Source organism: Brevibacterium sp. AGC70, assembly GCF_057334195.1.
The window spans coordinates 157,358-179,993 of record NZ_JBHFIH010000017.1; the positions used below are offsets into that span (position 1 = coordinate 157,358).

Consider the following 22,636-nt stretch of genomic DNA (forward strand, 5'->3'; position numbering starts at 1 on the left):
GGGCCAGACTCCAGTATCGTCCCCACCGGCGGGTCCGTGGCCGGCTTCGCTGCCGGATTGCGGATGCGCCACTGACATGTGCGGTAGTCCGTGCATCCATCGCGGTGAACCGTAGTCAGGGGCGGGAAGGGGTCCTTCCCGAAGCAAGTCTCTCTAGGCTGGGAGAGCGAGTACGAGTCCCGGACATCGAGTTGAACTGCGATGTCGTCTCATGCCGGTTCTCCGGCCCGACTGAAGCTGATCTCTGATGAAACTCCAGCAATTTCTCCACATCCTCCGCCGTCATATCGTGCTGCTCATCCTCACCGTCCTAGTCGGCGGGGTGGGAGGATTCGGGGTCTCGACCCTGCTCCCGCCGACGTATACAGCGCGTACCGAGCTGTTCGTGTCGGTGCCCACCTCAGGCGATCCCTATGAGATGCGCATGGCTTCGGATTTCATCAAGGAGCGCATCCAGACCTATGTGGGCATGGTCAGCAGCGAATCCGTCCTCGAGCCAGTGGTCTCAGATTTGGGACTCGACACCACTGCGGAAGCGCTGTCTGGCCACCTCGAAGCATTCAGTGACCCCGAGACGGTGCTCATCACCGTGCAGGCTCGGGCCGAGGACGCGGACGGCGCGGCTCGGCTCTCGACTGCAGTGGCTCGCAGTCTGACGGAGAGGATCGAAATGCTCGAGAACCCGGGAAAGACCGATACAGCATCCATTGACCTCATCGAGGCGAATGCGGCGGTGGTGCCGGAAGTTTCAGACGGCTTGCCGAACTGGGCCTTCGCGCCCATCGGTGCACTGCTCGGTCTGGCGGCAGGCATCGCCATTGCGATTGTGCGTGGAACCTTCGACAACGTAGTCCGGACGAAGGACGACCTGGCTGCCATCACCTCGGCGCCGTTGATGGCATCGGTCCCGGAAGACCGCGCCATCGTTCACGAGTCAGCCAAGGGCGGACCCGCGATCTCAGGAGTTCGCGGCGAGTCGATTCTTCGTCTGCGAACCAATCTCCGCTTCGCCCACGTCGACGAAGAGAGCACCGTCCTACTCGTGACCTCGGCCCAGGCGGGGGAGGGCAAGACCACGCTCAGCCTCGATCTGGCCATCGCGAGCGCCCGCGCAGGGCAGCGTGTCGTCCTCGTCGACGCCGACCTGCGACGACCGAGTGTCGCCTCACGTCTGGGGTTGGAGAATGCGGCCGGCCTCACGACCGCCCTGGTCGGAGGCCTCGACTTGAATGAGCTGCTGCAGACCTGGGGCGATCACGACCTCAGTGTGCTCACGGCCGGAGAGATTCCGCCCAATCCTGCGGAGCTGCTCGAGACCCGTGCAATGGCAGAACTGGTGTCCGAACTGGCAGGCAGGTTCGACCTCGTCATCCTCGACGGCCCACCATTGCTGCCTGTGGCAGACGGACTCGTCCTCTCCCGACTGGCCAGCAGGACCCTCCTTGTCGCGGGCGCCGGACGGGTGAAGTCCCGCGCCGTCGCAGAATCCGTCAGGGCTCTGGATGAACTGGGCACTCCGATCGGTCTCGTGCTCAACAGGTCCGAACTGTCCGCGGCGGAGGCCGACCGAAACCGAACCTACGGAATTCAGTCCGAGCCCCTGAGTGCTTCTCTGCCGCTGATCGTCAACGACGGCGGCACGAAGCGATCATGATCGCCATCTGGTTCGGGGTGACGACTGTCTGGGTTCTCATGCTCGTTCTGAGCTGGCGAGTCCCACAGTTGCGCCATTGGAGCAATGCTCTGCTTCCGCTGATTTCGCTGATCCTGATCAACACCATAGTCGCAGCCTTGGGGAACTACGACATCTCCGACAAGGCGATCTATTCGACTGAATTCCAGATCCTCAGCTTCGCGCCCACCGGCGAGGTCTTCTACACCTACGACAGTGAGGGTCGCGAACCTGCCTTCCTCCTGCTGAGCTGGTTCATCGGTCTCTTCACTCATGACCCGCAGGTCTACTTCTTCGTCGTCGCCCTGCTCGGCTCGATCGTGCTGGCCCTCGCCCTGCTCTGGCTGCTGCGGTCGGTATGGCAGATGACCGTCGTCTACTACATCACCTTCTGCTTCGGCTTCTTCACCGGGTATTCGAGCTATCTGCTGCGTCAGGGACTGTCTCTGCTGTTCATACTGCTCGCTCTGGTCTCGATCTGCCGGCAGGCCCGGCTGTGGCAGACGCTCGTGTGGCTTGCCGTTGCGTCTCTCTTCCACTGGTCGGCGATTCCTGCGGCGCTGCTGCTGCTCGGCATCCGCTTTCTTCCGAAGGCCTCCACCAACTTCATCGTGGGGGTGTGGGTGGCGTTCTCTCTGCTGTTCCTCACGGGGCTCAACGCGACCTTGTTGGCGCCGTTCGCTTCCGGATCGGAGGCACTCGAAACCTACACCGATCCTGAGAACGCCGATCTGTACACCGGCGGGACGAACAGACCGGACTTCTGGATTCTCGGCCTCTGCGTCCTGGTGATGGGTTATATCGTGCTGAGGACGATCGATGGTCTGCCAGCCTGGTACCGACAGCTGTTCCACGCCTTCGTCATCCTCAATACGTACTACCTGGCATTGGGGTTCGTCTACTACAGCGACAGGGTCGCGGCCTATTCCTGGTCGATCGTGCCGCTGATCGTGACGGTCCCGGTGCTCTGTCTGAAAGGGTGGAGACAGGGACTGGGAGGTGTCGGGCTCATGGTGGCTTTCCTCGGCTGGAGTCAGTACATCGGTGCGATGGACAAGCTGCTCAGCACCTGATGGCGGGCAGGCTGCTCAGCCCCTGAAGACCTGTGTCGGTGCGGGGCATCGCCGGCGCGTGTCGATTCAGCGAATGGCCCGCCGGTTCGCCGTGGCGAGGAACCCGGTGAGGAGGAACAGCACCCGATGATCGAGCAGATTGTAGACGGCGCCGAACATCAGCTGAACGGGTCTCAGGCCGCGGCTGGCCACCCGTGTTGCCGCGCACCGATAAGTCTTAGCCGCTGCCAACTTCTCCCGCAGGGGGAGAGGGCATTGCCGGTGGTGGAGGTCCCTGGTCGAGGACACTGCATTCTTGGCCCGGATGTATCCAGCCGCGGCGATCAGCTCTGGCGAGCTCAGGTCCGAGGCGAACTGTTGCAGAGCGTCGTTGACGAGCATCAGCTCCTCGTGTTTTCCGGGGACGAACCTCTTGGTCACCGAGGCGAAATTGTCTCGCCGGTAGTAGTAGCCCAGCAGGGGCAGGTGGCTGCCGATTGCAGCGGCACGGGCGAATGAGAGATTGAACAGCAGATCTTCGCCGAGGCGGATCCCGACGGGGAATCGCGCCCCTGACCGGGCCACAGCTGCACGACGATAAGCCTTGTTCCACACTGTATTGAACGATTCGTCGATGATCTTCGGGACCAGATAGGACGGGTCGAGAACCCGTCTCGGCCGCGTCAGGCCGGTTTCGCCGGCGATGCACCTGTGCCGCGCGAGGAGCGCGGCGTCGTGGGCAACGGCGATGTCGGCGGAGTTGCTGCTGGTCTCGAAGGTGACCACGTCGAGGGCGGAGTCCGAGCAGTCGGCTATCGCTTCGAGCAGACAAGGGGTGAGGAGCTGGTCGTCGGCGTCGACGAACATGATCCATTCGCCCCGCGCCTTCGCCAGCGCTGCATTGCGAGCCGCCGCAGCCCCGGCATGATCGGTCTGAAGGCGAATGATCCGCGGGTCCCGGGAACTGAAGTCCTCAAGGATCTCCGGAGTGCCGTCGGTTGAACCGTCATCGACGACGATGAGCTCAAGATGTTCGTGGCACTGTGTGAGTACCGACGGCAGGCAGTCCTGCAGGTACCTCTCGCCGTTGTGGACGGGGATGATGACGGAGATCAGAGCATCATTCGACATGAGGTTCTCTCCGCCTGGTCGACGTCGACGACACGGTGTGGATGAAGCTGGGAAGGAACTGCCGGATCCCGTCGGCGGCATGTGAGTAGTCGAGGAGGTCGCGGTCGAAGTCCAGGGGGCGGCGCAGTCGTCCCGATTCCCAGTCAGCGGCGATCCGGGCCGCCAGCTGTGTTGAGTCGCCGTCGACGCTCAGCTGAGTCAGAGGAATGTCACGCACACCCTTGACGTCGAAGGCATAGCTGCCTCGACCGATCGCCAAGCTCTCCAACATGACTCGCGGCAGACCCTCCCACTGCGCGGTGTGCACCAGAGCATGGCTGTCCGCTAACACAGCGGCCGCGTCACCCGGGCCATCAGCGGTGACGCATCCCGACAGGCCCCGGTCAGAGATCTCGGCCCGGATCTGCGCGCGAAAGACTCCTTCGCCGAGCATCTCGAGATGGAAATCGATTCCCCGCCGTTGCAGTTCGGCCGCTGTGTCCAGAGCCAGATGCGGACGTTTGCGAGGGGAGAACTCCCCGATCCAGCACAGTCTGAGCGGCCCGCCTGGCAGGTCTCTGACAGGGTATCGAGCCAGATCGAGACCGACCCCGGCCGACAGGTGCAGCCGACGACGGCTCTCAAGGCGACCGGCGAACCATGCCTGGTCGTCCGAATTGAGTGAGATGACGCCTGCAGTGCGCGACAGGAGCATTCGCTCGATGACCGGCCACAGCCGGTCTCCGATCGAACGGAGCTCGTTCCAGTGCAGCCCGTGACAGAAATAGACGACAGGTGCTCTCGTCCCTGCAAGTCTCACCAGCGCCGAGGCGGTTGCCGAGTTCGTGACGATGACATCGAGATCCTCGCCCTCCGACCACTGCCGCAGGCCGGCCAGGGCTCGAAACGTCCCCGGGCCGGGACGACGGGAGAGCCCGGGGATCAGAGACGCCTGGTCCGAGACCATCGATGATCCGGCGGCGAAGCTGACGGTGTGCCCATGCGATCGCCATGATTGTGCGATCTCGATGAAGAAGGAGTCCAACATTCCACCGGTGCTGGCCAATAAGCCTATCCTCACGCTGCTTCACCGTCCCTGATCTGTGGTCTCACTGACGTTCTCAGAATAGGAGCACGCGGGACGTGAGACCGTCGAGACCACCGCGGTCTACGGTCATCCGCAGACTCCGTGCGGTCAACCGTCGAGGGCGGAATCTCGGGGCGGCCGAGTGTCGGAGGGGCGATAAGAGAGGGTTTGGTCCACGAGTTCCAGGTCATAGCGGGTGACTGAGTATCGGGAGCCAGTGATGACCTGATCATGACAGAGTAGTGACACGCGGCTGTCCGGAGGTAACCCCCTATTGGCTGTGCGATGACTGGGCAATCCTGAGCCTCGTGAAAACAATGAATGATCTCCCAGCCCCCTTGCCATCCGCCGGTGACAGTCCTCGTCGCCGGCCCTACTCCAGTGCTCTCGGCCTGGCTTGTCTCGACGGGTCAGCGCTGATCGTTTCGTGGTTCCTCGTCGTCTCCCTGTTCGGGCGGGTCTGGGGCGGCGAATTTCTTCTCCTGCTGCCGACACTCGTCATCGGGCAGCTCGGCTTGGGCTACCTGCTCTCGCTGTATCGGAACCGGTATCAGCTCGGTTCCGACCGCGAACTGCGCAATCAGGGCGTGGTCGCGGCCATCCTCTTCACGGGCACCGCCGTGATGGGAGCAGTGCCGGAATACCGGGAGGACATCCCCTGGCTGCTTCTGGCTCTGCTCTTCGCCCAAGGTCTCATGGTCTTCGTCAGGCAGCTCGTCCGAGTCCTCCAACAGCTGCGACTCGTGCCCGTGGCCGGCGAGCCGGTCATCATCGTCGGTGCTGGTGACCTCGGTGCTTCCCTGGTCTCCCAAATGATGGCAGATCCGCTCAGCCCTTACCGTCCCGTGGCCATCATCGACGATGACCCGACAAAGGCTCGGCAGCTCATCCACGGTGTTCCCGTCCGCGGCACCACTTCCTCCGTCGCCGAGGTGGTTGCCGCTTCGCATGCCGCCGGAGTCATCGTCGGCATCGCCGATGCACCTGCGCAGGTGTTCGCTTCACTGGTCCAGCGCCTGGAACCGGAGACGACTTGGGTGCGGGCGGTTCCCTCGCCCTTGGACATGCTCTCATCGGACATCGGGCTCTCCGATATCCGCGACCTCGACGTCACGGACCTCATCGGCAGACCTGCCATCGAACCCGAGAGCGATCAGATCTCTCGTCTCGTCGAGGGCCGTACTGTCCTTGTCACCGGTGCCGGCGGCTCTATCGGTTCTGAGCTGTGCAGGATCATCTCGCGACATGACCCGAGTCGACTGATCATGCTCGATCGCGATGAGTCTGAGCTGCACGCGCTGTGCATGAGCCTCGACGGCCGAGCGCTGATGGATTCTCCAGATCTCGTCCTCGCCGATATCCGTGACCCGCAGGCCCTGGATCACGCCTTCGCCAAGCACAAGCCCGACATCGTCATTCATGCGGCTGCGCTCAAGCATCTTCCGATGCTCGAAAGCTATCCCGCTGAAGGGTGGAAGACCAATGTGCACGGCTCGTTGAACGTTCTGCGCGCGGCCCGAAAACACGGTGTCGGTCGATTCGTCAACATCTCCACGGATAAGGCGGCGAACCCCAGCAGCGAGTTGGGACGGTCGAAGTTCGTCGCAGAACGCCTCACTGCCCACTATGCGGCTGCAACGGGCCTTCCCTATGTGTCGGTGCGCTTCGGAAATGTCCTCGGCTCACGTGGTTCGGTGCTCATCTCCTTCGCCGATCAGATCCGTCGCGGCGGACCACTGACCGTGACACATCCGGACGTCACACGGTTCTTCATGACCATTCCCGAAGCCTGCCTCCTGGTGCTGCGGGCCGCAGCGCTGGGCGGCAGCGGCCAGACTCAGGTACTCGATATGGGCAAACCCGTCCGCATCGTCGATCTGGCGAAACGAGTGATGGCACTGACAGGGCGGTCCTGTCCCATCGTCTACACCGGCCTGCGTGCGGGGGAGAAGCTGCACGAAGAGCTGTTCTCTCCCGACGAAATCGATCGCACTTCGGACAATGGGGTGTCGTGGACGGTAGAAGTCTCACCTTTGGATCCAGCGGAGGTTCCCACCCCGGGGGCTACTCTCGAGAACATCCGGGACTGCTATCTGGAGGTCGTGGACGGCGCGGATGCCGCACTGGCAGCAGCCGAGGGTCTAGCGGAGTTGCCTGCCGTCGAAGCAACCGGGGTCAGCCAGACAGCGGGCAAGCTCGACCTCGCCGGGGTCAGCCAGACAGCGGGCAAGCTCGACCTCGCCGGGACGAGCTGGTCATGATGGCGATGCGTATTCCCCTGTGCCTTCCATCAGTGGGGGCGAAGGAAGAAAGAGCGGTAGTCGCCGCGCTGCGATCCGGCTGGGTGGCTCCAGCCGGGCCTCAGCTCGATGAGTTCGAATCGCGTTTGGCCACCGTCACGGGCCGCACCCATGCAGTGGCAGTGAGTTCTGGAACCGCGGCGCTGCATCTGGCTCTGCTGGCGCAGGGGATCGGTCGCGGAGACCGCGTGGCGGTGTCGACGCTCACCTTTGCCGCGACCGTCAATGCCCTCCACTACATCGGCGCCGAACCGGTGTTCATCGACTGCGACGAAGCAGGTCTGATGGAGGTCGAAGCACTCGAGGCCGCCTGTGTCGACTCCCTCGCCACAAGGCGTCCGATCCGCGCGGTGATGCCCGTCGATCTCTATGGTCGTCCTGCGGACTACCCGCGAATCGGGCAGATCGCGGCAGCCAATGGTGCCGTCGTCATATCCGACGCCGCGGAGTCGTTGGGTGCCAGTCTCGGTGGGGCTCCGGCCGGATCGTTCGGTGAGGTTGCCGCACTGTCGTTCAACGGCAATAAGATCATCACCACCTCCTCGGGCGGTGCAGTCCTCTGCTCTGATCCTGAAACTGCGGAACGGGTCCGCTACCTCTCGACCCAAGCGCGGCAGCCGGTGGTGCACTATGAACACACCGAGGTGGGGTACAACTACCGATTGTCCAACCTTCTCGCAGCACTCGGTCTGGCCCAGCTCGAGAGGCTCGAGGAGATCCTGGCGATCAAACGCTCCCACTACCGGGCTTATGACGAGGCCCTGACTGGAGTCAGAGGGATGCGAGTCCTTGACGCCGCCGACGGCAACTGTTGGATGAGCGTGCTCATCGTCGGGACCGAATCCGGCACCGATGCCTGGTCGCTGAGCGATTCCCTGCTGCGCCGCGGAGTCGAGACTCGACCCGTGTTCAAGCCGATGCACCTGCAGCCCGTCCACAAAGGCTGCGACCGGCGTTACATCACAGGGCGCGCAGAGGAGCTGTTCCGGACTGGGCTTGCATTGCCGTCCAGTACGGATCTTCCTCCGGAGGACCGGAGCCAAGTGGTTGCGGAGATCGCAGCCCTCATCGATGAGGCGGTCGGAGTATGAAGCAGCAGAGGATCATCATCGTGGCGGGCCTCACGGTCGTCGCCCTCCTCCTCCTCGGCGCGGGTGCCGGCGTGTACACAGGATACTTGGGGCTGTCATGGGACGCGGGGACGGCGAAGTCGGACGACCCTGCTCTGGCGAAGCAGCTGCAGTCATCGAAGCAGCAGGATAAGAGCGCTGGGCCGGCGGCGACCGACATTCTCCTCCTCGGCACCAACGCTCCGGAATCTGCCCCGGACTCCACAGCCTCCACTGACTCCTCGGCCTCCACTGGATTCCCAACGGACATGATCATGGTCGCCCATATTCCCGCCGACCGCAGTGGGGTCCAGCTCATCTCCATCCCGAATGACACCTGGGTGCCGGTACCAGGACACGGGCAGGGCACGGTCGAATCCTCTGCTGAAATCGGGGGTCTGCCGCTGGCCGTGCAGACGGTATCCGAGTTCCTTGCCATCACCATCGACCATGTTGCGGTCATCGATCTCGCTGGTCTCAGCGATCTGACCGACCTCGTCGGAGGGGTGGAGGTCGAGTCGTCGACGGCCTTCGAATCCGGAGACCATGAGTTCAAGGTCGGTTCCAACACGCTTGACGGCGCAGCTGCGCTCGCCTTCGTATCCGAACGCACAGCATTCCCGAACGGAGACCTGCAGCGAATCCACAATCAACAGGAATTCATCCGTGCAGTCGGTACTCAGCTGTTGTCTGCGGACTATGAGTTCAACCCGCTGAAGATGTCTGAACTGGTCCGAGTACTCAGCCCGTCACTCACCGTGGACTCCGGACTCAATGCCAGCACGCTGGTCAAACTGGTATCCCAGCTCGAGGGGATCAGCGAGGACGATTTCGACTTCGTCACCGCTCCGACAGAGGTCCCGATCGTCCCTGACGACGATGGAGCGCGACTGACCGCCGATCACGGCGGTCTCGAGAAGCTGAAGCAGGCGATCGCCGATGACACCGTCTCCGATTACGGCTTCGAAGCGGAAGACAGCCGCAGATGATCGACCAGGCTGCGAAGAAGCTCACAGCTGCCCAGCTGCAGGCAAAATTCAATCTCGATGAAGACGCGGCGCAGATCATCCACACCGCCAGCGGAGGTTGGGAGTCATTTGCCGTTGTCGCCGTGTCGGCAGCTCAGACCACTGGGCGGAATCTGGACGAGCTGCTGGGATCGGCCGGGCTGGCGGATTTCGTCGTCTCGCAGACAGATGACTTCTCGCTTCCGCTCTCGACGTCTGACCAGCATGCGCTCGAGGTGCTCTCTCTTCTCGACGGATTCGACGAAGGCGTCGCCCGGGTCGCATTCGAAGTGTCGGCCGAGGCCTGGACGGATCCTGCCTGGGCTGATGTTCCGACCGTGCTGCTGCGCCTGCAGATGTCCGGCGCAGTGACGGCCGGATCAGGGGAGACTCACTGGTTCGTGCCCCTGCTGATCGCGGCGTGGGCCCGGAAGAGTCTGATCGAGGAGGCGGTGGAAGGTGTCTCTGCGACAGTCGAGAGGTCATTGGCGGAAGCGTTCACCGCGCAGCTCGAATTGGCCAACTCTCCCGACTCTCTGCTGGTGGACAACGCCGTCGTGCTGGCGCGGAGAGTACGCGCCTGGGAACTGCTCGACCGCATCTTCCTCGCCTGCGGATATCCGCTCTTCTATCGCCACCATCGATCCAGCTTGGCGGCATTCGCCCAACTGCCAGCGACGGCGCTGCGTGCCGTCCCGGAGTTGAGAGCGGTCACCACGGTGGCCACCATGGTGCAGGAAGCGCTGCTCGATGCCGGATCAGAGGTTCCCTCGAGCCAGCTTGTTCGCGAGCACGTCGCTCGTCTGACAGCACCTGGAGCGCTGCTCAGTGACCTGGAGGCAGAAGGCAATTCGGTCGGTCAGTTCGCGGCGCGAGTGCTGCTCGGAGATGCAGGGGCACCATCCCATTTCCACGCAGTTATGGGTGAGATGGCCCGCCTCGGCGCTGCCGGTGCGCATCATGCCGCGGCCGAGGCGGGCGCAACTTGGGTCGCCGGCGGAGCGGCACGACGTCCGCGCCGAATCGTTCGCCTGCATGCATCGATCCACAGCGTGCTCGCCTGTGCGCCGGGGCGTGCTCTGGCTCTGCTGAGGTCGATCGAGGACGAGGTGAAGGAGGACAGTGTGGTCGGTGACTTCCTCTCTCCCGCCGTCACGGCCTGGACGGCTCTGGCCTCCTACCTTGCCGGTGACCATGAACGTGCCGACACAGAGATCGTCGAATTCGCTCGTCTCGACGCTCCACCGTACGTGCAGGAACAGACCTTCCGGCCCGCTGCTCTCATCGTTGAGGCCTATCGCAGCCTCGATAAGCTGGATCTGGGTGCGGCAGAGGAAACGGTGCGCCGGATGCGCGACTACGCGGAGATGGGCGACCTGTGGTTTCACATGCCGATCATCGAAAGGATGCTCTCGCAGCTGGTGGCGCGCTCACGGTCGACTCTGCTGCGGTCAGAGGAGTCCATCGACATGCACGCTCATGGAGTCTGCGCGACAGGCGGAGCAGCCGAGATGCTCAAGGCCTCGCGCATCGGTATGCTCATCAGCCTCGGTCAGCTGCATCGGGCCGAAATCCTGTTGGAGAAGCTGCCCGGCATCTTGGGGGTCAGCCAGGTGCTGTTCGCACGCAGTGAGCTGGTGGCCGGGCGTAATGAAGCCGCGGTCCGCATTGCGGAGGCACAGTACTACGAGAACCACGTCGACACCCGTAACCGAGCCGAACTGACGGGGATCAAAGCTGCGGCGCTGCTGCGCATCGGTGATCGGGAGGCGGCACACCTGGCGTTTGTGGAGCTGTTGGAGCTCTCCGCCCTGGTGGGCACTGTGCTGCCGATCGTGCAGCTGCCTTTGCGCGAGCGCCAGGAGCTTATGCGGATGAGTGCCGAGGAACCGATCTGGCAGAAGATCACAGAGGTTCTCGCCCCGTTGGCCCATTCAGTGAGCCGCCGCACCTTCGACAGCGATTCCCTCGCCGTCTGTATGGAGAAGCTCAGCAGTCTCGGTGAGGCCGTAGTCGGGCTGGTCGACTTCCCGATGCTCGGACGCAGAGAGATGACTCTGCTCGAAAAGCTCGACCAGGGGGCCAGCGTCGCCGAGATGGCCCACGACCTGCTGCTGGTTCAGGGGACGGTGAAGAACAACCTCTCCTCGCTCTACCGGAAGCTTGGAGTCAGCGGACGGGAAGCAGCAGTCACACGCGCTCGGGTGCTGGGCTACCTCGGCGACATAGACGTCTGAGCACTGGAGAGGGCACGGCGTCAGGGAGTGAGCAGTCCCTGTCTGATCGAGCGTTTGCTGATGGCTTCAGTGACGAGGCGCTCGGCGACTGCGTCCGCGAGCTGGATGATCCGGGCCACGCTCTCGATATGCCAATAGGCGGAGCCACCGCCATGGTGCCCGGCGATCAGCGGTCCGAGGACGAAGATGCCCGGCGCCGCTTGGAACTTCTCATTCAGGGCAAGTCCGGTCCTCGATGCTGAAGCACGGACGGTGCCCGAGCCGAGCATCTGCCGCAGCAGCGGGGAGCGGGTGTCTGTCACCCGCTCGAAACCGGTCCCATTGACGATCACAGCGTATCCACGGCCCGGGCCGCCCGAAGCCTCGTCGTGTGAGGTGACTGTGCCTGAGGCCGGCGTCGCACCCGGAAGCTGATCCACGGTGGCGAACAGCATGTCCTCGCGAACATGTGCTTCGCGGAACCGTCCGGGTATGCAGGTGATGGTGCCGTCCGCGATGCCGTCGGTGAGGAAATCGAGAGAGTCGCCGCCTGCGCGGCGCAGCAGATCGGAGATGGCGACTCCGTGGTCGGTGGCCATCGAGTACAGCTCGAAATCGTTCATATATCGCAGGGATGAACCGACTGCAGCGATGAGTGCCGCGATTGTCGAGTTGACGTTTCCGTGGGTCAGCGCCGCTGTGAGTTCAGCGCGCACTGCTTCATGCAGGTCTCGAGCGCGCAGAGGAGCTCCAGCCTCGGCGGTCTCGAACAGTCGGTCGAGGATCGGCGTCGAGGCCCGCTCGCCTTGACGGTCATGGTGCCAATAGTGAGGACGACCCCGCGAGGAGAGGACGAAGAGTCGGGTGCCGGTGTCCTGCCTGAGCCTGTGTGATGCGAGCAGGAACTCAAGAGCATCGGCGTTCCCGCCGATCAGCAGAATCGTCCGCTTCTCGACTGGCAGGGACTCGAGACGCACCGTGATCTTCTCGATCACGTGCTCGATCTCGGGAGTATGGATGTCGGTGACCAGCCCCATCCCGAGAAGGTCGTCGATGCTCGACTGCCCGGCAGCACCTGTGTTCGGTCCGGCGAGAATCGGGGCACTGGAAACGTCGAGATCTCGTACCGGGGGTGAACCGATGGCCAACAGCACGGAATGCGCGTGGAGCTCGAACTGCACCCGACCATCGCTGCCGCGTTCGCGCAGGTGGACCCCGCCACCGCCGTCGCCTATGACCTCATTGACATCGGCATGGACGAAGTCGACCTCGACGAGTCCCCGGGCTGCTTCGACGGCGTGCTCAACAAGCTCCGACAGATACTGACCGTAGAGCCTTCGTGGAAGATAGAGCTCATCCCATCGCCCGTCGCGCACCTCATCCTCATGGCGAAGGATCCAGTCGCGTTCCATGGCTGCCGCCAGAGGCGAGTCGGGGGTTTGACCGTCGCTGGCCCAGTCGAGCATCTCCTCTCGTCTGTCCTCCAGCCAGCTGATGAATTCGCGGCGTTCACGGTCTGGAAGGAAACTCTCCAATGCCGAGATCAGCAGAGAGGACCGCCCGGAACGGTGACCGTAGGGGATGCCGGAGTGGAACTGGTGATCACGATCGATCACGGCGATGCGGACCACGTCATCGACCGATGACTCCCGGTCGGTCAGGCGGGTGAGGATCCGGAGCAGCCCGTGAGTGCCGGATGCTCCTGAGCCGAGGACGGCAATGTCCGGGCCATGTGTGGAGGGGTTTCTCGTCATTGGGATTGCTTTCGTCGAAGCGGCACACGGTGTTCTCAGGATAGATCGTCCCGGGGTCATCTGAAGGTGACGAATTCATCTCGCTTGGGCTCGTCTCTGCCCTTCGGCCCGGTCGTCACGCCGTCATGAGGTCCCGCCTCCGGAACCCGAGCACCCCCAACCCGACGAGAACCACGGTTGCCGCGGTCAGGGCCACGACCGCCTCGGCGGCCAGATCCTGGGCCGGGTACTGGCCGATATGGACGAAGACGGAGGTGTTGAGGACGGCCTCGTCGAGACGCATCATCTGCCCGAACAGGGCCATACCTGCGCCGTAGACGAAGACGAGCCAGACCAATCCCTGCAGCCTCGGAGCGAAACCGTAGAGCGCGAGGGCCAGCCCGAGCAGGACCCATATCGAGGGAGTCTGTGCGAGGTGACCGAGGACTGCCGGTCCCAGCAGCGACCAGTCACCGGTCGATGTGGCCGCGCCCAGTCCTTCGCCCGCACCCGCCAGAACCATGAGCCAGAGCGAGCCGAGCAGCGTCACGAGCGTCCATGACAGGACCCACCGGCCACGCCCCACAGCAGTGGCGAGAACCGGTTCCGTGCGGAAACCCGATTCCTCGGCCCGCAGACCCGAAGCGGCGATGATCGCATAGGCGGAGACGATCATGGCGAAGTAGAGGGCCATGTAGCCGATGTAGCCGTCGACGATCCCGCGCGAACCGCCCATGAGATCGAGGATCTCCTGCGGCATTCCCTCTGCCCCCTCTTTCATGGCTCCGGTGAAGGAGCCGAAGACGACAGCCATGGTGAAGACTCCGATGGACCACCAGAGCAGACTCGACCGTTGCAGGCGCAGCGCCAGCCCGATGCTCGTCGACAGTCCAGACGAAGCGTGAGCACGACCGAGGCGATCGGCGAAGATACCGGCCGACAGATCACGGCGGGACTGCAGGAACAGGCTCACGGGAACGAGGATGGTCACGGCTGCCAGCGACAGCAGAAGCGGAGCCCAGCGGTCGAGGGTGTACGGAGCCGTCTGTTGTGACCACCCCAAGGGTGAGAGCCAGGACAGCCACTTGAGATCGCCGCCGGCGACTGCCGACATATCTCCGAGTCCGCGGACGACGAAGCTCGCGGCCAGCACCGCCCCGGCGATCCCCGAGGCTGCGCGGGCGAATGAGGTCAGCTGCACGGTGACTGCAGAGATCGCAGCGAACACGCACCCTGCTGCGGCGATGCTGACACCGAAGAGGAGCGCGGAGGAGAACGGTTCGGGCTTCGCCTCGGAGAAGAAGAACGTCAGGGACATGAGGGCCCCTGCCAGGAGGTTCATGATCAGGGTGAGAGCGAGTGCTGCCAGGAGCTGCGTGTGGCGGCCGGTGACATTCGCACGGATCAGCTCCGCCCGACCGGTCTGCTCCTCGGCACGAGTGTGGCGGGTCATGGTCGTGATCGACATCAGCGCGGCACCGAGCATGAGGAAGACCCCGTACATGCCCACGATGAAGCGCGGGATCGTGATGTCATCCATCCCATAGCCCGGGCCGGTGATGAGACCCATGACGGGATTCTTCGCGAATACCACCATCGATGCGAGAGTGTCGCCATCCATGACCACGGCGATCGCGTTCGCGAAATAGGCGGTGAGGGCGGCGAGGCTGAGGATCCAGATGGGCGCTCGCCATCGGTCCCGTCTGATCATGAGTCGCAGCAGAGTCCGCAGTCCTGTCACCTGTGAACCGACACGATCCTCGCTGTGTCGTCCGTGATGGGTGCGATGGGGCGGCTCGCCTGTGTGGCCGGTGGCGCCGTCGGCGCTCGTCAGCAGAGTCATGGTTCCTCCCTTGCGAGGATTCCGTCAGCGGGTTCGCTGCTCTCGGTGGAATCGCCGTAGTGGCGCAGGAGCAGCTGTTCGAGGGTCGGGGGAGTGGCTGTCAGCGACCTTATGTCGTGCTCGCCGAGGGCGCGCATGATGGCAGGGAGTTCGGCGGTGTCGGCGCTGAAGTGCAGCTGCGCACCCTCCCGGACCAGATCGTGGACTCCGAGCATGGTGACCAGCTGCGGAATGTCCGTCTCCACCTGCACGGTGACAGTTGTCCGCGACAGGTGGCGCAGGTCTGCCAGGGCACCGGATTCGACGATCCGTCCTGACCTGATGATCGATACCCGATCGGCCAGCGCCTCCACCTGAGCCAGGATGTGGCTCGAGAGCAGTACCGTACGGCCCTCCTCCTTGGCTTCTCTGATGCACTGTTGGAATACGGCCTCCATGAGTGGGTCGAGGCCAGCCGTCGGTTCATCGAGGAGCAGAACGTCGACATGTGAGGCCAGCGCGGAGATCAGTGCGACCTTCTGCCTGTTTCCCTTCGAATACGTCCGGCCCTTCTTGCGTGGGTCGAGGTCGAAGCGCTCGATGAGTTCGTTGCGTCTGCGGATGTCGACCCCGCCGCGCAGGCGGGCGAACAAGTCGATCGCCTCACCGCCGGTCAGGCTCGGCCAGAGTTCGACGTCACCGGGGACATAGGCGAGTCTGCGGTGCAGCGACACCGCCTTCGCCCACGGATCCTCCCCGAGGAGCCTGATGCGCCCCGAATCATGTTTGAGGATTCCGAGCAGAATCCGGATGGTCGTGGACTTTCCGGCGCCGTTCGGGCCCAGGAAGCCATGGACCTCTCCGCGGGCGACGTCCAGCGTCAGCCCGTCGAGCGCGCGTACGTGTCCGTAGCTCTTGACGACATCCTGCATGGAGATGGCTGCGGTGTCGTGGCCGGCGGTCGCCGAGGTGGGTTTCGGGGTACTCGTCGTGGTGGTCATGATTGATCGCCTCCCAATGGGTCGGTGGGGTCGGAATCTGTGTCTGCACGATCAGGCCGGGCAACGTCGGAAACAGGTCCGGTGTCTGCACGATCGGGTTGCGACGGATCGGGCTGACCCTCGGGCGTCGCTGAGAGGATGCCGTTGAGATAGAGGTCGAGGAGATGCGGCGCGAGGCGAGTCATCGTCTCAGCCGTACTGTTCGTGCCCAGGGAAGTCTGCAGCCGCTGAGCGAGTATTGACGGGGAGAGCGCGAGGGTCGCGATCGTCGCCGCCTGGCCACGCGGGTCGTCGCTCTGGCGGAAGGCGTACCCTGCGAAGCCGTGGGAGATGTAGTCCTCGACCAGGTCGACATAGTGCTCGAAGTAGCGCTGGCCGTGCTCGCTGGGATCGAGCAGGGACTTCATGAGGTAGTCGATCTTCGTGCTCATGTCCGGGTCGTCGAAGATCATCTGCATGGCGTGGACGGCGTATTCGGCATTCTTCGCTTTCGCCTCGGCTATCGCGGAGAAGACGTGGTCATCGCAGGCCGTGCGCAGACCTTCCTTCGAACCGAAATGATGGATGACGAGTCCCGGGGAAACTCCCGCCGACGAGGCGATGCCGCGGATCGTCGTCTTCGTGAATCCGTGCTCGGCGAACTCTTTGACGGCGGCGCCGAGGATCCGCTCTGCCGTCTCCGGAGAGATATGAGGGGAGCGATTGGGCTTCGAGCTCGAATCATCGTGGGTTGAACGCATGTTTAATATTAAACGCGTGTTCAATCGACGAGTCAATAGCTGGGAAGTAATTCTTGACGTACAACCATGTGGTTGTATTATTGATGCATGGAGGCACTTCTGGACGATCAGGTGGATGCGATGTTCCAGGCATTGGCCGATCGGACGCGTCGGGACATCATGCGGCGAGTCATGGATGAAGAGCTTTCAGTGTCCGATCTCGCTGATTCCTATGAGATGAGCTTCGCGGGGGTGCAGAAGCACGTGGCTGTGCTCGAGCGCGCGGGACTCGTGTCGAAGCGGCGAGTCGGCAGGGCGCAGATCGCTCGAGTCGAGATGAGCGGGATCCGCACCGTGGCGTCGCTGCTGAACGAGCTCGAGGACATGTGGCGTGCGAGAGTCGCGCGCATCGATGACCTGCTTGCCGACGACGAGGCTGCCGGTCGCTGAAGTGACCCGATCCCGTCAACTGGCGGGAGATGAGACATTCGAGGAGAAGCCATGCCAGTTCTAGAAACCACCCATGATGAGGAGACGCTGACCCTGACGATGGTCGCTGAATTCGCGGCGACGCCGGAGCGAGTCTGGGAGGTTTACGCCGACCCGCGCCAGTTGGAGCGAGTCTGGGGGCCACCCACCTATCCGGCCACGGTCGTCGACCACTCGCTGACCCCTGGCGGCAGGGTCACCTACTACATGACCAGCCCAGAGGGTGAGAAGTTCTGTGGTCTCTGGGAAGTATCCTCGGTGGAGGAGCCCGCACGCTTCGTCTTTCGCGACTACTTCGCGGACGAAGACTTCAACGCAGTCGAATCGATGCCGGGCAGCACCAACACCTACACCTTCGAAGCGATCGAGGGCGGAACTCGCGTCACCTACGAATCAGCCTTCGACTCCGTTGAGGGTCTGAAGACCGTACTCGACATGGGCGTCGTCGAAGGCTCGACCGGAGCGATCAACCAGATCGACGAGCTGCTGGCCAAAGGCTGAAGCAGGCAGGTGCGGGATGCGTAAACGGTTGGTATGTTCTCTTCGATCATCGTGCTCAGATCGAAGAGAACATACCAACCGTTGTCCCTATGAAGGAGTGCTCCGACGCTTCACACCCCGACGCTTCACACCCCGAGGCTTCACACCCCGACCTGTGCCTGCATTGAGCGGCGCGGGGCATCGGGCCTGACCGGGATGATGAGGAGCAGTCCGATGAAGAGCACGAGGAGGATGCCCAGAGTCCCGGCCCGCTGGAATCCGAAGATGGAGATCGAGACCGCGAACATGGCCGGGCCTAGGAAGCTCACGGCGCGACCGGTCGTGGCGTAGAGCCCGAAGTTCTCTCCGGCCCGTTCGGGTGGGGTAATCCTGGCCAGGAAGGACCTGCTCGAGGCCTGCACAGGTCCGACGCAGAAGCTGAGGACGAGCGCGCAGACCCAGAACACGGCTGCGGTATCGCTGAAGAGGATCGGCAAGCCGCCGACGAGGATGATGATGAGCCCGGTGATGATGACGGGCTTCGGTCCGAGGCGGTCATCGAAGTAGCCGGCGATCATGGCACCCGTGCCGGCCGCGACGTTGGCGGCCACGCCCAGAATGATGATCTCCGAGGGGGAGAAGCCGTAGCTGCCCGCTGCGAGGACACCGGCGAACGCGAAGATCGCGGCCAGCCCGTCGCGGAACACAGCCGAGGCGATGAAGAACCGCAGCGTCTGGTGCTCTTCCTTCCACATCCGAACGAGGCGTCGGACCAGCACGCCGTAGTCGGCGATGAACGCCTTGATCGGGTGTCTCGACGATGGGCTCGCGACCTTGGCGCTCGGCGCGGTGAACATCACAGGCAGGGCGAAGATCGCGAACCAGACCGCAGAGAGGGCTGCGACGACTCGGAATCTCAAGCCGTCCTCATCACCGGCACCGAAGAGCCCCACTTCGGGCTGGATCACGAGGACGAGAAGGATGACGAGGAGCACGAGGCCGCCGGCGTAGCCCATGCCCCAGCCGAAGCCGGAGACCTTCCCGACATTGTCAGGCTGGGTGATGCGGACCATGATGCCGTTGTAGGAGACCTCGGCGAATTCAAAGAACACGCTGCCCATGGCGATGAGGAGGAGGCCCAGCCACAGGTAGTCGGGGGAGTCGCGGACGAAGAAGAGCCCGAACATCGTGAGGATGACTATTCCGGTGTGGACTCCCAGCCACAGCTTGTGCCGCCCGCCGGCATCGGCTCGGGTGCCCGCGGCCGGAGCCACGAGAGCGATGATCAGCCCGGCCGCTGCCGTCGACCAGCCCAGGGCCGAAGACCCGGCCTCTTCGGTCGCTGCCACACTCTTCGTCAGATAGGGGGCGAAGACGAAGGTGATGATGACGGCGTTGAAGGAGGCCGATCCCCAATCCCAGAGTGCCCAGCTGAGAATTCTGAACCGGGGACTCCCACGGGTGCTCGCTTGTGTCTCCATGGTTGAACTGTACGCAATCATTGTCGGCGCAGCTGTCGGTGACCGGGGCCAACCGTTGAGCTGTGAATATGCGGACTTTTCGGACAGTTTTCTGGGAATAGCTTGATAGCAATGGTGTGGTGCGGCAGAGTGGATTGACGTTCACGTCCACTCAATCCGAAAGGCCTCATGGATACATCCGACGAGAAGGAGAACGTTGGGGCGGAAGAAACGTCCGCCCCGGCGCCGACAAGCGATCGTGACCACCCGCATATGTTGGTCGAGGGGCCAGATCCGATCAGACTGCATTTGCCCCGGAATGTATCGATCTCCGAGAGCGATGACGATGACGCGATCACCGCCAAACTGCGTGCTCAAGGTGTGCGCATCGGCAAGGGGATGATCGCCCCAGCCGTCTTCTGGCCCTCCCTGATCACCATTCTGGCGGTCGCACTGCTGGCGATCGTCCTGCCCGATGGCACCAACAAGGTCCTCACGAGCATCAACGACTGGATCGTTGCTGACCTCGGTTGGTACTACATGCTCGTCATCGGTGCCTTCGTCATCTTCTCCATCGCACTCGGATTCTCGAAGTTCGGAAAGATCACGCTCGGTCGAGACGGAGAGAAGCCCGAATTCGGTGTCTTCTCCTGGTTCGCGATGCTCTTCGCCGCCGGCATGGGCATCGGCCTGGTCTTCTACGGTGTCGGCGAGCCGCTGTCCTACGCCACCTCTGACCCCAAGCCGGGCTGGTCGGGCAGCGAAGCTGATATCTCCAAGCTGGCGATGGCGCAGACCTTCGTGCACTGGGGTCTGCACCCCTGGGCGATCTATGCCGTGATCGGTCTGGCGCTGGCCTATGCGATCCACCGTCGTGGTCGCCCGGTCTCGATCCGGTGGGCGCTGGAGCCACTGCTGGGACACCGCGTCAAGGGATGGATGGGCGATGTCATCGACATCCTCGCCATCTTCGGCACCGTGTTCGGCATTGCGACCTCTCTCGGCTTGGGAGTTCAGCAGATCTCGTCCGGTCTCCAGGAGATCGGCCTTGTTGATGACTTCGACAATATGTTCCTCGTCATCCTCATCGTCATCATCACCTTCCTGGCGACACTGTCCGTCATCTCGGGCGTCGGTGCAGGAATCAAATGGCTCTCGAACATCAACCTGTCGATGGCGGGGCTGCTTCTCATCGCCGTGCTGCTGCTCGGACCCACCCTGTTCCTGTTCCAGAACCTCATCGAATCCCTCGGCGTCTATCTCGCGAACTTCTTCAACATGACCTTCGACGTCGGTGCCTACACCGGCGAAGAGGGAGCGACATGGGCCTCGAGCTGGACCATCTTCTACTGGGGCTGGTGGATCTCCTGGGCGCCTTTCGTCGGCGTGTTCATCGCACGCATTTCGCGTGGACGGACCGTGCGCGAGTTCATCGCCGGTGTTCTCCTCGTGCCCACTGTCGTCGGGTTCATCTGGTTCGCCGCACTCGGCGGTACGGGAATCTACCAGGAGCTCTTCGGTGACGGCGGACTCGTCGATCCGGAAGACGGCGTCGTAGCTGAGAAGGTGCTCTTCGACGTGCTCGGCTCTCTTCCCATGGGCGGTGTGCTCTCTGCAGTGGCCATCATTCTGGTGGCGATCTTCTTCATCACCTCATCGGACTCCGGTTCGCTGGTCGTCGACATGCTCGCCTCGGGCGGACATCCGAATCCCCCAGTGTGGTCGCGTGTTCTGTGGGCCGGACTTGAAGGAGCGCTGGCGATCGGTCTGCTCCTGGCAGGCGGGCTGGGCGCACTGCAGGCGGCCTCACTGGCGACGGCACTGCCGTTCAGCATCATTCTGATACTGATCGCGGTTTCCACGGTGCGGGCATTCCAGCTCGAAGCCGCTCGAACCCGAGAGATCGAGACCGGACAGCGTTACCACGAGGTCGGTGAACACATCGCCGATGACTTCGACGAGTACCTCGGCGATAAGGTCGATGCCCGCATCGACTACCGCTTGTCGCGGACCAAGGGTGTCCTGGGCAGGACGCCCAAGGAGGGCCGGAGGTCCAAAGGCGTTCACTAGGCAGCCGGCCACAGACGGCACTGCCTAAACGACGGAGGCGACTTGGGGTGAAACCCGGGTCGCCTCTGTCGGTGCACAGGCCATCGACGAGAATTTGGTGTGCACGGCGGGGAGTGCTTCTGTCGCCCGCCGGAGACCGAGTAGTCTGGGGGCAACCGAAAGCGCATCGAATCCACCGATTAAGGAGCCCCTATGCCCATTGCAAGCCCCGAAGTGTATTCCGAGATGATCAACCGGGCGAAGTCGGAGGGCTTCGCCTATCCCGCGATCAACTGCACCTCCTCCCAGACGATCAACGCGGCCATCCGCGGCTTCGCTGAGGCCGGCTCCGACGGCATCGTCCAGATCTCGACCGGCGGTGCCGAGTACATCTCCGGCCCGACGATCAAGGACCGCGTCCGCGGTGCCATCGCGTTCTCCGTCTTCGCCGCCGAGGTGGCCAAAAGCTACGACGTCAACATCGCACTGCACACCGACCACGCACCGAAGAAGGAGGTCGAAGAATGGGTCAAGCCGCTGCTGGCTCTGTCGACCGAACGCGTGAAGAACGGTGGCGAGCCCTACTTCCAGTCGCACATGTGGGACGGTTCGGCCGTTCCCCTCGATGAGAACCTGGTCCTCGCTGAGGAGCTGCTCGAGCTCTCGGCGGCAGCTCACTCGATCCTTGAGATCGAGGTCGGCGTCGTCGGCGGCGAGGAGGACGGCGTTGAGAACGAGATCAACGAGAAGCTCTACACCTCGGTCGCCGATGGTCTGGCCACGGTCAAGGCCCTGGGATCGGGCGAGAAGGGCCGCTACCTCACGGCGCTGACCTTCGGAAACGTTCACGGAGTCTACAAGCCGGGCAATGTGAAGCTGCGTCCCGAGCTGCTCGGTGAGATCCAGACCGACGTCGGCGCGCAGGTCGGCAAGGACAAGCCCTTCGATCTCGTCTTCCACGGCGGCTCGGGTTCGAGCGCAGAGGAGATCGCGGAGGCAGTACGTCACGGTGTCGTGAAGATGAACATCGACACGGACACTCAGTACGCTTTCACCCGCCCAGTCGTCGAGCACATGTTCCGCAACTACGACGGAGTGCTCAAGATCGACGGTGAGGTCGGAAACAAGAAGATCTACGACCCGCGCGCCTACGGTAAGGCAGCAGAGGCCGGCATGGCCGATCGCATCGTCGAAGCCTGCCAGAACCTCGGCTCCGCCGGCACCAGCCTGAAGTAAGCAGTACACGCCGAGGCTGCGGAGCAGCACAGCAGATTGTAGAGACACAGCAATAGCAGTAAGACGCGAGGTCCGGGACGCCATTGTCCCGGAC

General features: G+C 63.2%; 17 protein-coding genes. 10 read left to right on the forward strand and 7 right to left on the reverse strand.

Annotation, left to right across the window (positions count from 1 at the left end):
• Window positions 1-247: 247 nt before the first annotated feature.
• Window positions 248-1,654 carry a tyrosine-protein kinase domain-containing protein gene (locus tag ACE03M_RS15025; RefSeq protein WP_485934824.1) on the forward strand — a complete coding sequence of 469 codons (1,407 nt, stop codon included), beginning with the start codon at window positions 248-250 and terminating at the stop codon, window positions 1,652-1,654.
• The gene (locus ACE03M_RS15030) at window positions 1,651-2,745 is read left to right on the forward strand and encodes an EpsG family protein (protein WP_485934825.1); all 1,095 of its coding nucleotides are present in this window, start codon (window positions 1,651-1,653) and stop codon (window positions 2,743-2,745) included. Before ACE03M_RS15025 ends, ACE03M_RS15030 begins: the two co-directional genes overlap by 4 nt.
• A gap of 66 nt (window positions 2,746-2,811) precedes the next feature.
• Here ACE03M_RS15030 and ACE03M_RS15035 read toward each other — a convergent pair whose 3' ends face one another.
• Together ACE03M_RS15035 and ACE03M_RS15040 are read right to left on the reverse strand one after the other, a co-directional pair.
• Complete coding sequence (locus ACE03M_RS15035; RefSeq protein ID WP_485934826.1) at window positions 2,812-3,855, reverse strand: glycosyltransferase family 2 protein; 1,044 nt, start codon at window positions 3,853-3,855, stop codon at window positions 2,812-2,814.
• On the reverse strand, window positions 3,845-4,900 hold the full coding sequence (locus ACE03M_RS15040) for a glycosyltransferase (RefSeq protein ID WP_485934828.1): 1,056 nt from the start codon (window positions 4,898-4,900) through the stop codon (window positions 3,845-3,847). Before ACE03M_RS15040 ends, ACE03M_RS15035 begins: the two co-directional genes overlap by 11 nt.
• Window positions 4,901-5,238: 338 nt before the next feature.
• Between ACE03M_RS15040 and ACE03M_RS15045 the strand changes: the two genes are divergently transcribed.
• The 4 genes from ACE03M_RS15045 to ACE03M_RS15060 are packed head-to-tail and all read left to right on the forward strand — an operon-like array spanning window position 5,239 to window position 11,574.
• On the forward strand, window positions 5,239-7,182 hold the full coding sequence (locus ACE03M_RS15045; protein ID WP_485934830.1) for an SDR family NAD(P)-dependent oxidoreductase: 1,944 nt from the start codon (window positions 5,239-5,241) through the stop codon (window positions 7,180-7,182).
• Window positions 7,179-8,312 (forward strand): aminotransferase class I/II-fold pyridoxal phosphate-dependent enzyme, encoded by a 1,134-nt coding sequence (locus ACE03M_RS15050; RefSeq protein WP_260847923.1) that lies wholly within the window; start codon window positions 7,179-7,181, stop codon window positions 8,310-8,312. The genes ACE03M_RS15045 and ACE03M_RS15050 overlap by 4 nt, the downstream gene beginning before the upstream one ends.
• A complete protein-coding gene (locus tag ACE03M_RS15055; protein ID WP_143920925.1) occupies window positions 8,309-9,319 on the forward strand; it encodes an LCP family protein in 1,011 nt (336 codons plus the stop codon). The genes ACE03M_RS15050 and ACE03M_RS15055 overlap by 4 nt, the downstream gene beginning before the upstream one ends.
• On the forward strand, window positions 9,316-11,574 hold the full coding sequence (locus ACE03M_RS15060) for a LuxR C-terminal-related transcriptional regulator (protein ID WP_485934832.1): 2,259 nt from the start codon (window positions 9,316-9,318) through the stop codon (window positions 11,572-11,574). Before ACE03M_RS15055 ends, ACE03M_RS15060 begins: the two co-directional genes overlap by 4 nt.
• Window positions 11,575-11,594: 20 nt before the next feature.
• On the opposite strand, the gene ACE03M_RS15065 is transcribed toward ACE03M_RS15060, so the two are convergent.
• The 4 genes from ACE03M_RS15065 to ACE03M_RS15080 form a co-directional block, all read right to left on the reverse strand.
• On the reverse strand, window positions 11,595-13,307 hold the full coding sequence (locus ACE03M_RS15065; protein WP_485934834.1) for an FAD/NAD(P)-binding protein: 1,713 nt from the start codon (window positions 13,305-13,307) through the stop codon (window positions 11,595-11,597).
• Between the two features lie 115 nt (window positions 13,308-13,422).
• Window positions 13,423-15,129, reverse strand: coding sequence for an ABC transporter permease (locus ACE03M_RS15070; RefSeq protein WP_485934836.1), 1,707 nt, complete (start codon window positions 15,127-15,129; stop codon window positions 13,423-13,425).
• Window positions 15,126-16,109: an ABC transporter ATP-binding protein gene (locus tag ACE03M_RS15075; protein WP_143920921.1), complete on the reverse strand. Its 984-nt coding sequence runs from the start codon at window positions 16,107-16,109 to the stop codon at window positions 15,126-15,128. The genes ACE03M_RS15070 and ACE03M_RS15075 overlap by 4 nt, the downstream gene beginning before the upstream one ends.
• Window positions 16,106-16,849 carry a TetR/AcrR family transcriptional regulator gene (locus ACE03M_RS15080; protein WP_143920920.1) on the reverse strand — a complete coding sequence of 248 codons (744 nt, stop codon included), beginning with the start codon at window positions 16,847-16,849 and terminating at the stop codon, window positions 16,106-16,108. The genes ACE03M_RS15075 and ACE03M_RS15080 overlap by 4 nt, the downstream gene beginning before the upstream one ends.
• A gap of 87 nt (window positions 16,850-16,936) precedes the next feature.
• Here ACE03M_RS15080 and ACE03M_RS15085 point away from each other — a divergent pair, with 87 nt between their 5' ends.
• Both ACE03M_RS15085 and ACE03M_RS15090 read left to right on the forward strand, forming a co-directional pair.
• A complete protein-coding gene (locus ACE03M_RS15085; protein ID WP_143920919.1) occupies window positions 16,937-17,278 on the forward strand; it encodes an ArsR/SmtB family transcription factor in 342 nt (113 codons plus the stop codon).
• Window positions 17,279-17,329: 51 nt separating this feature from the next.
• Window positions 17,330-17,818 carry an SRPBCC family protein gene (locus tag ACE03M_RS15090; protein ID WP_485934837.1) on the forward strand — a complete coding sequence of 163 codons (489 nt, stop codon included), beginning with the start codon at window positions 17,330-17,332 and terminating at the stop codon, window positions 17,816-17,818.
• 140 nt (window positions 17,819-17,958) lie between these two features.
• On the opposite strand, the gene ACE03M_RS15095 is transcribed toward ACE03M_RS15090, so the two are convergent.
• A complete protein-coding gene (locus ACE03M_RS15095; RefSeq protein ID WP_485934839.1) occupies window positions 17,959-19,278 on the reverse strand; it encodes an MFS transporter in 1,320 nt (439 codons plus the stop codon).
• A gap of 168 nt (window positions 19,279-19,446) precedes the next feature.
• Between ACE03M_RS15095 and ACE03M_RS15100 the strand changes: the two genes are divergently transcribed.
• Both ACE03M_RS15100 and fbaA read left to right on the forward strand, forming a co-directional pair.
• A complete protein-coding gene (locus ACE03M_RS15100; protein WP_395949249.1) occupies window positions 19,447-21,327 on the forward strand; it encodes a BCCT family transporter in 1,881 nt (626 codons plus the stop codon).
• A gap of 192 nt (window positions 21,328-21,519) precedes the next feature.
• Window positions 21,520-22,542 carry a class II fructose-bisphosphate aldolase gene (gene fbaA / locus ACE03M_RS15105; RefSeq protein WP_143920916.1) on the forward strand — a complete coding sequence of 341 codons (1,023 nt, stop codon included), beginning with the start codon at window positions 21,520-21,522 and terminating at the stop codon, window positions 22,540-22,542.
• Window positions 22,543-22,636 lie beyond the last annotated feature (94 nt).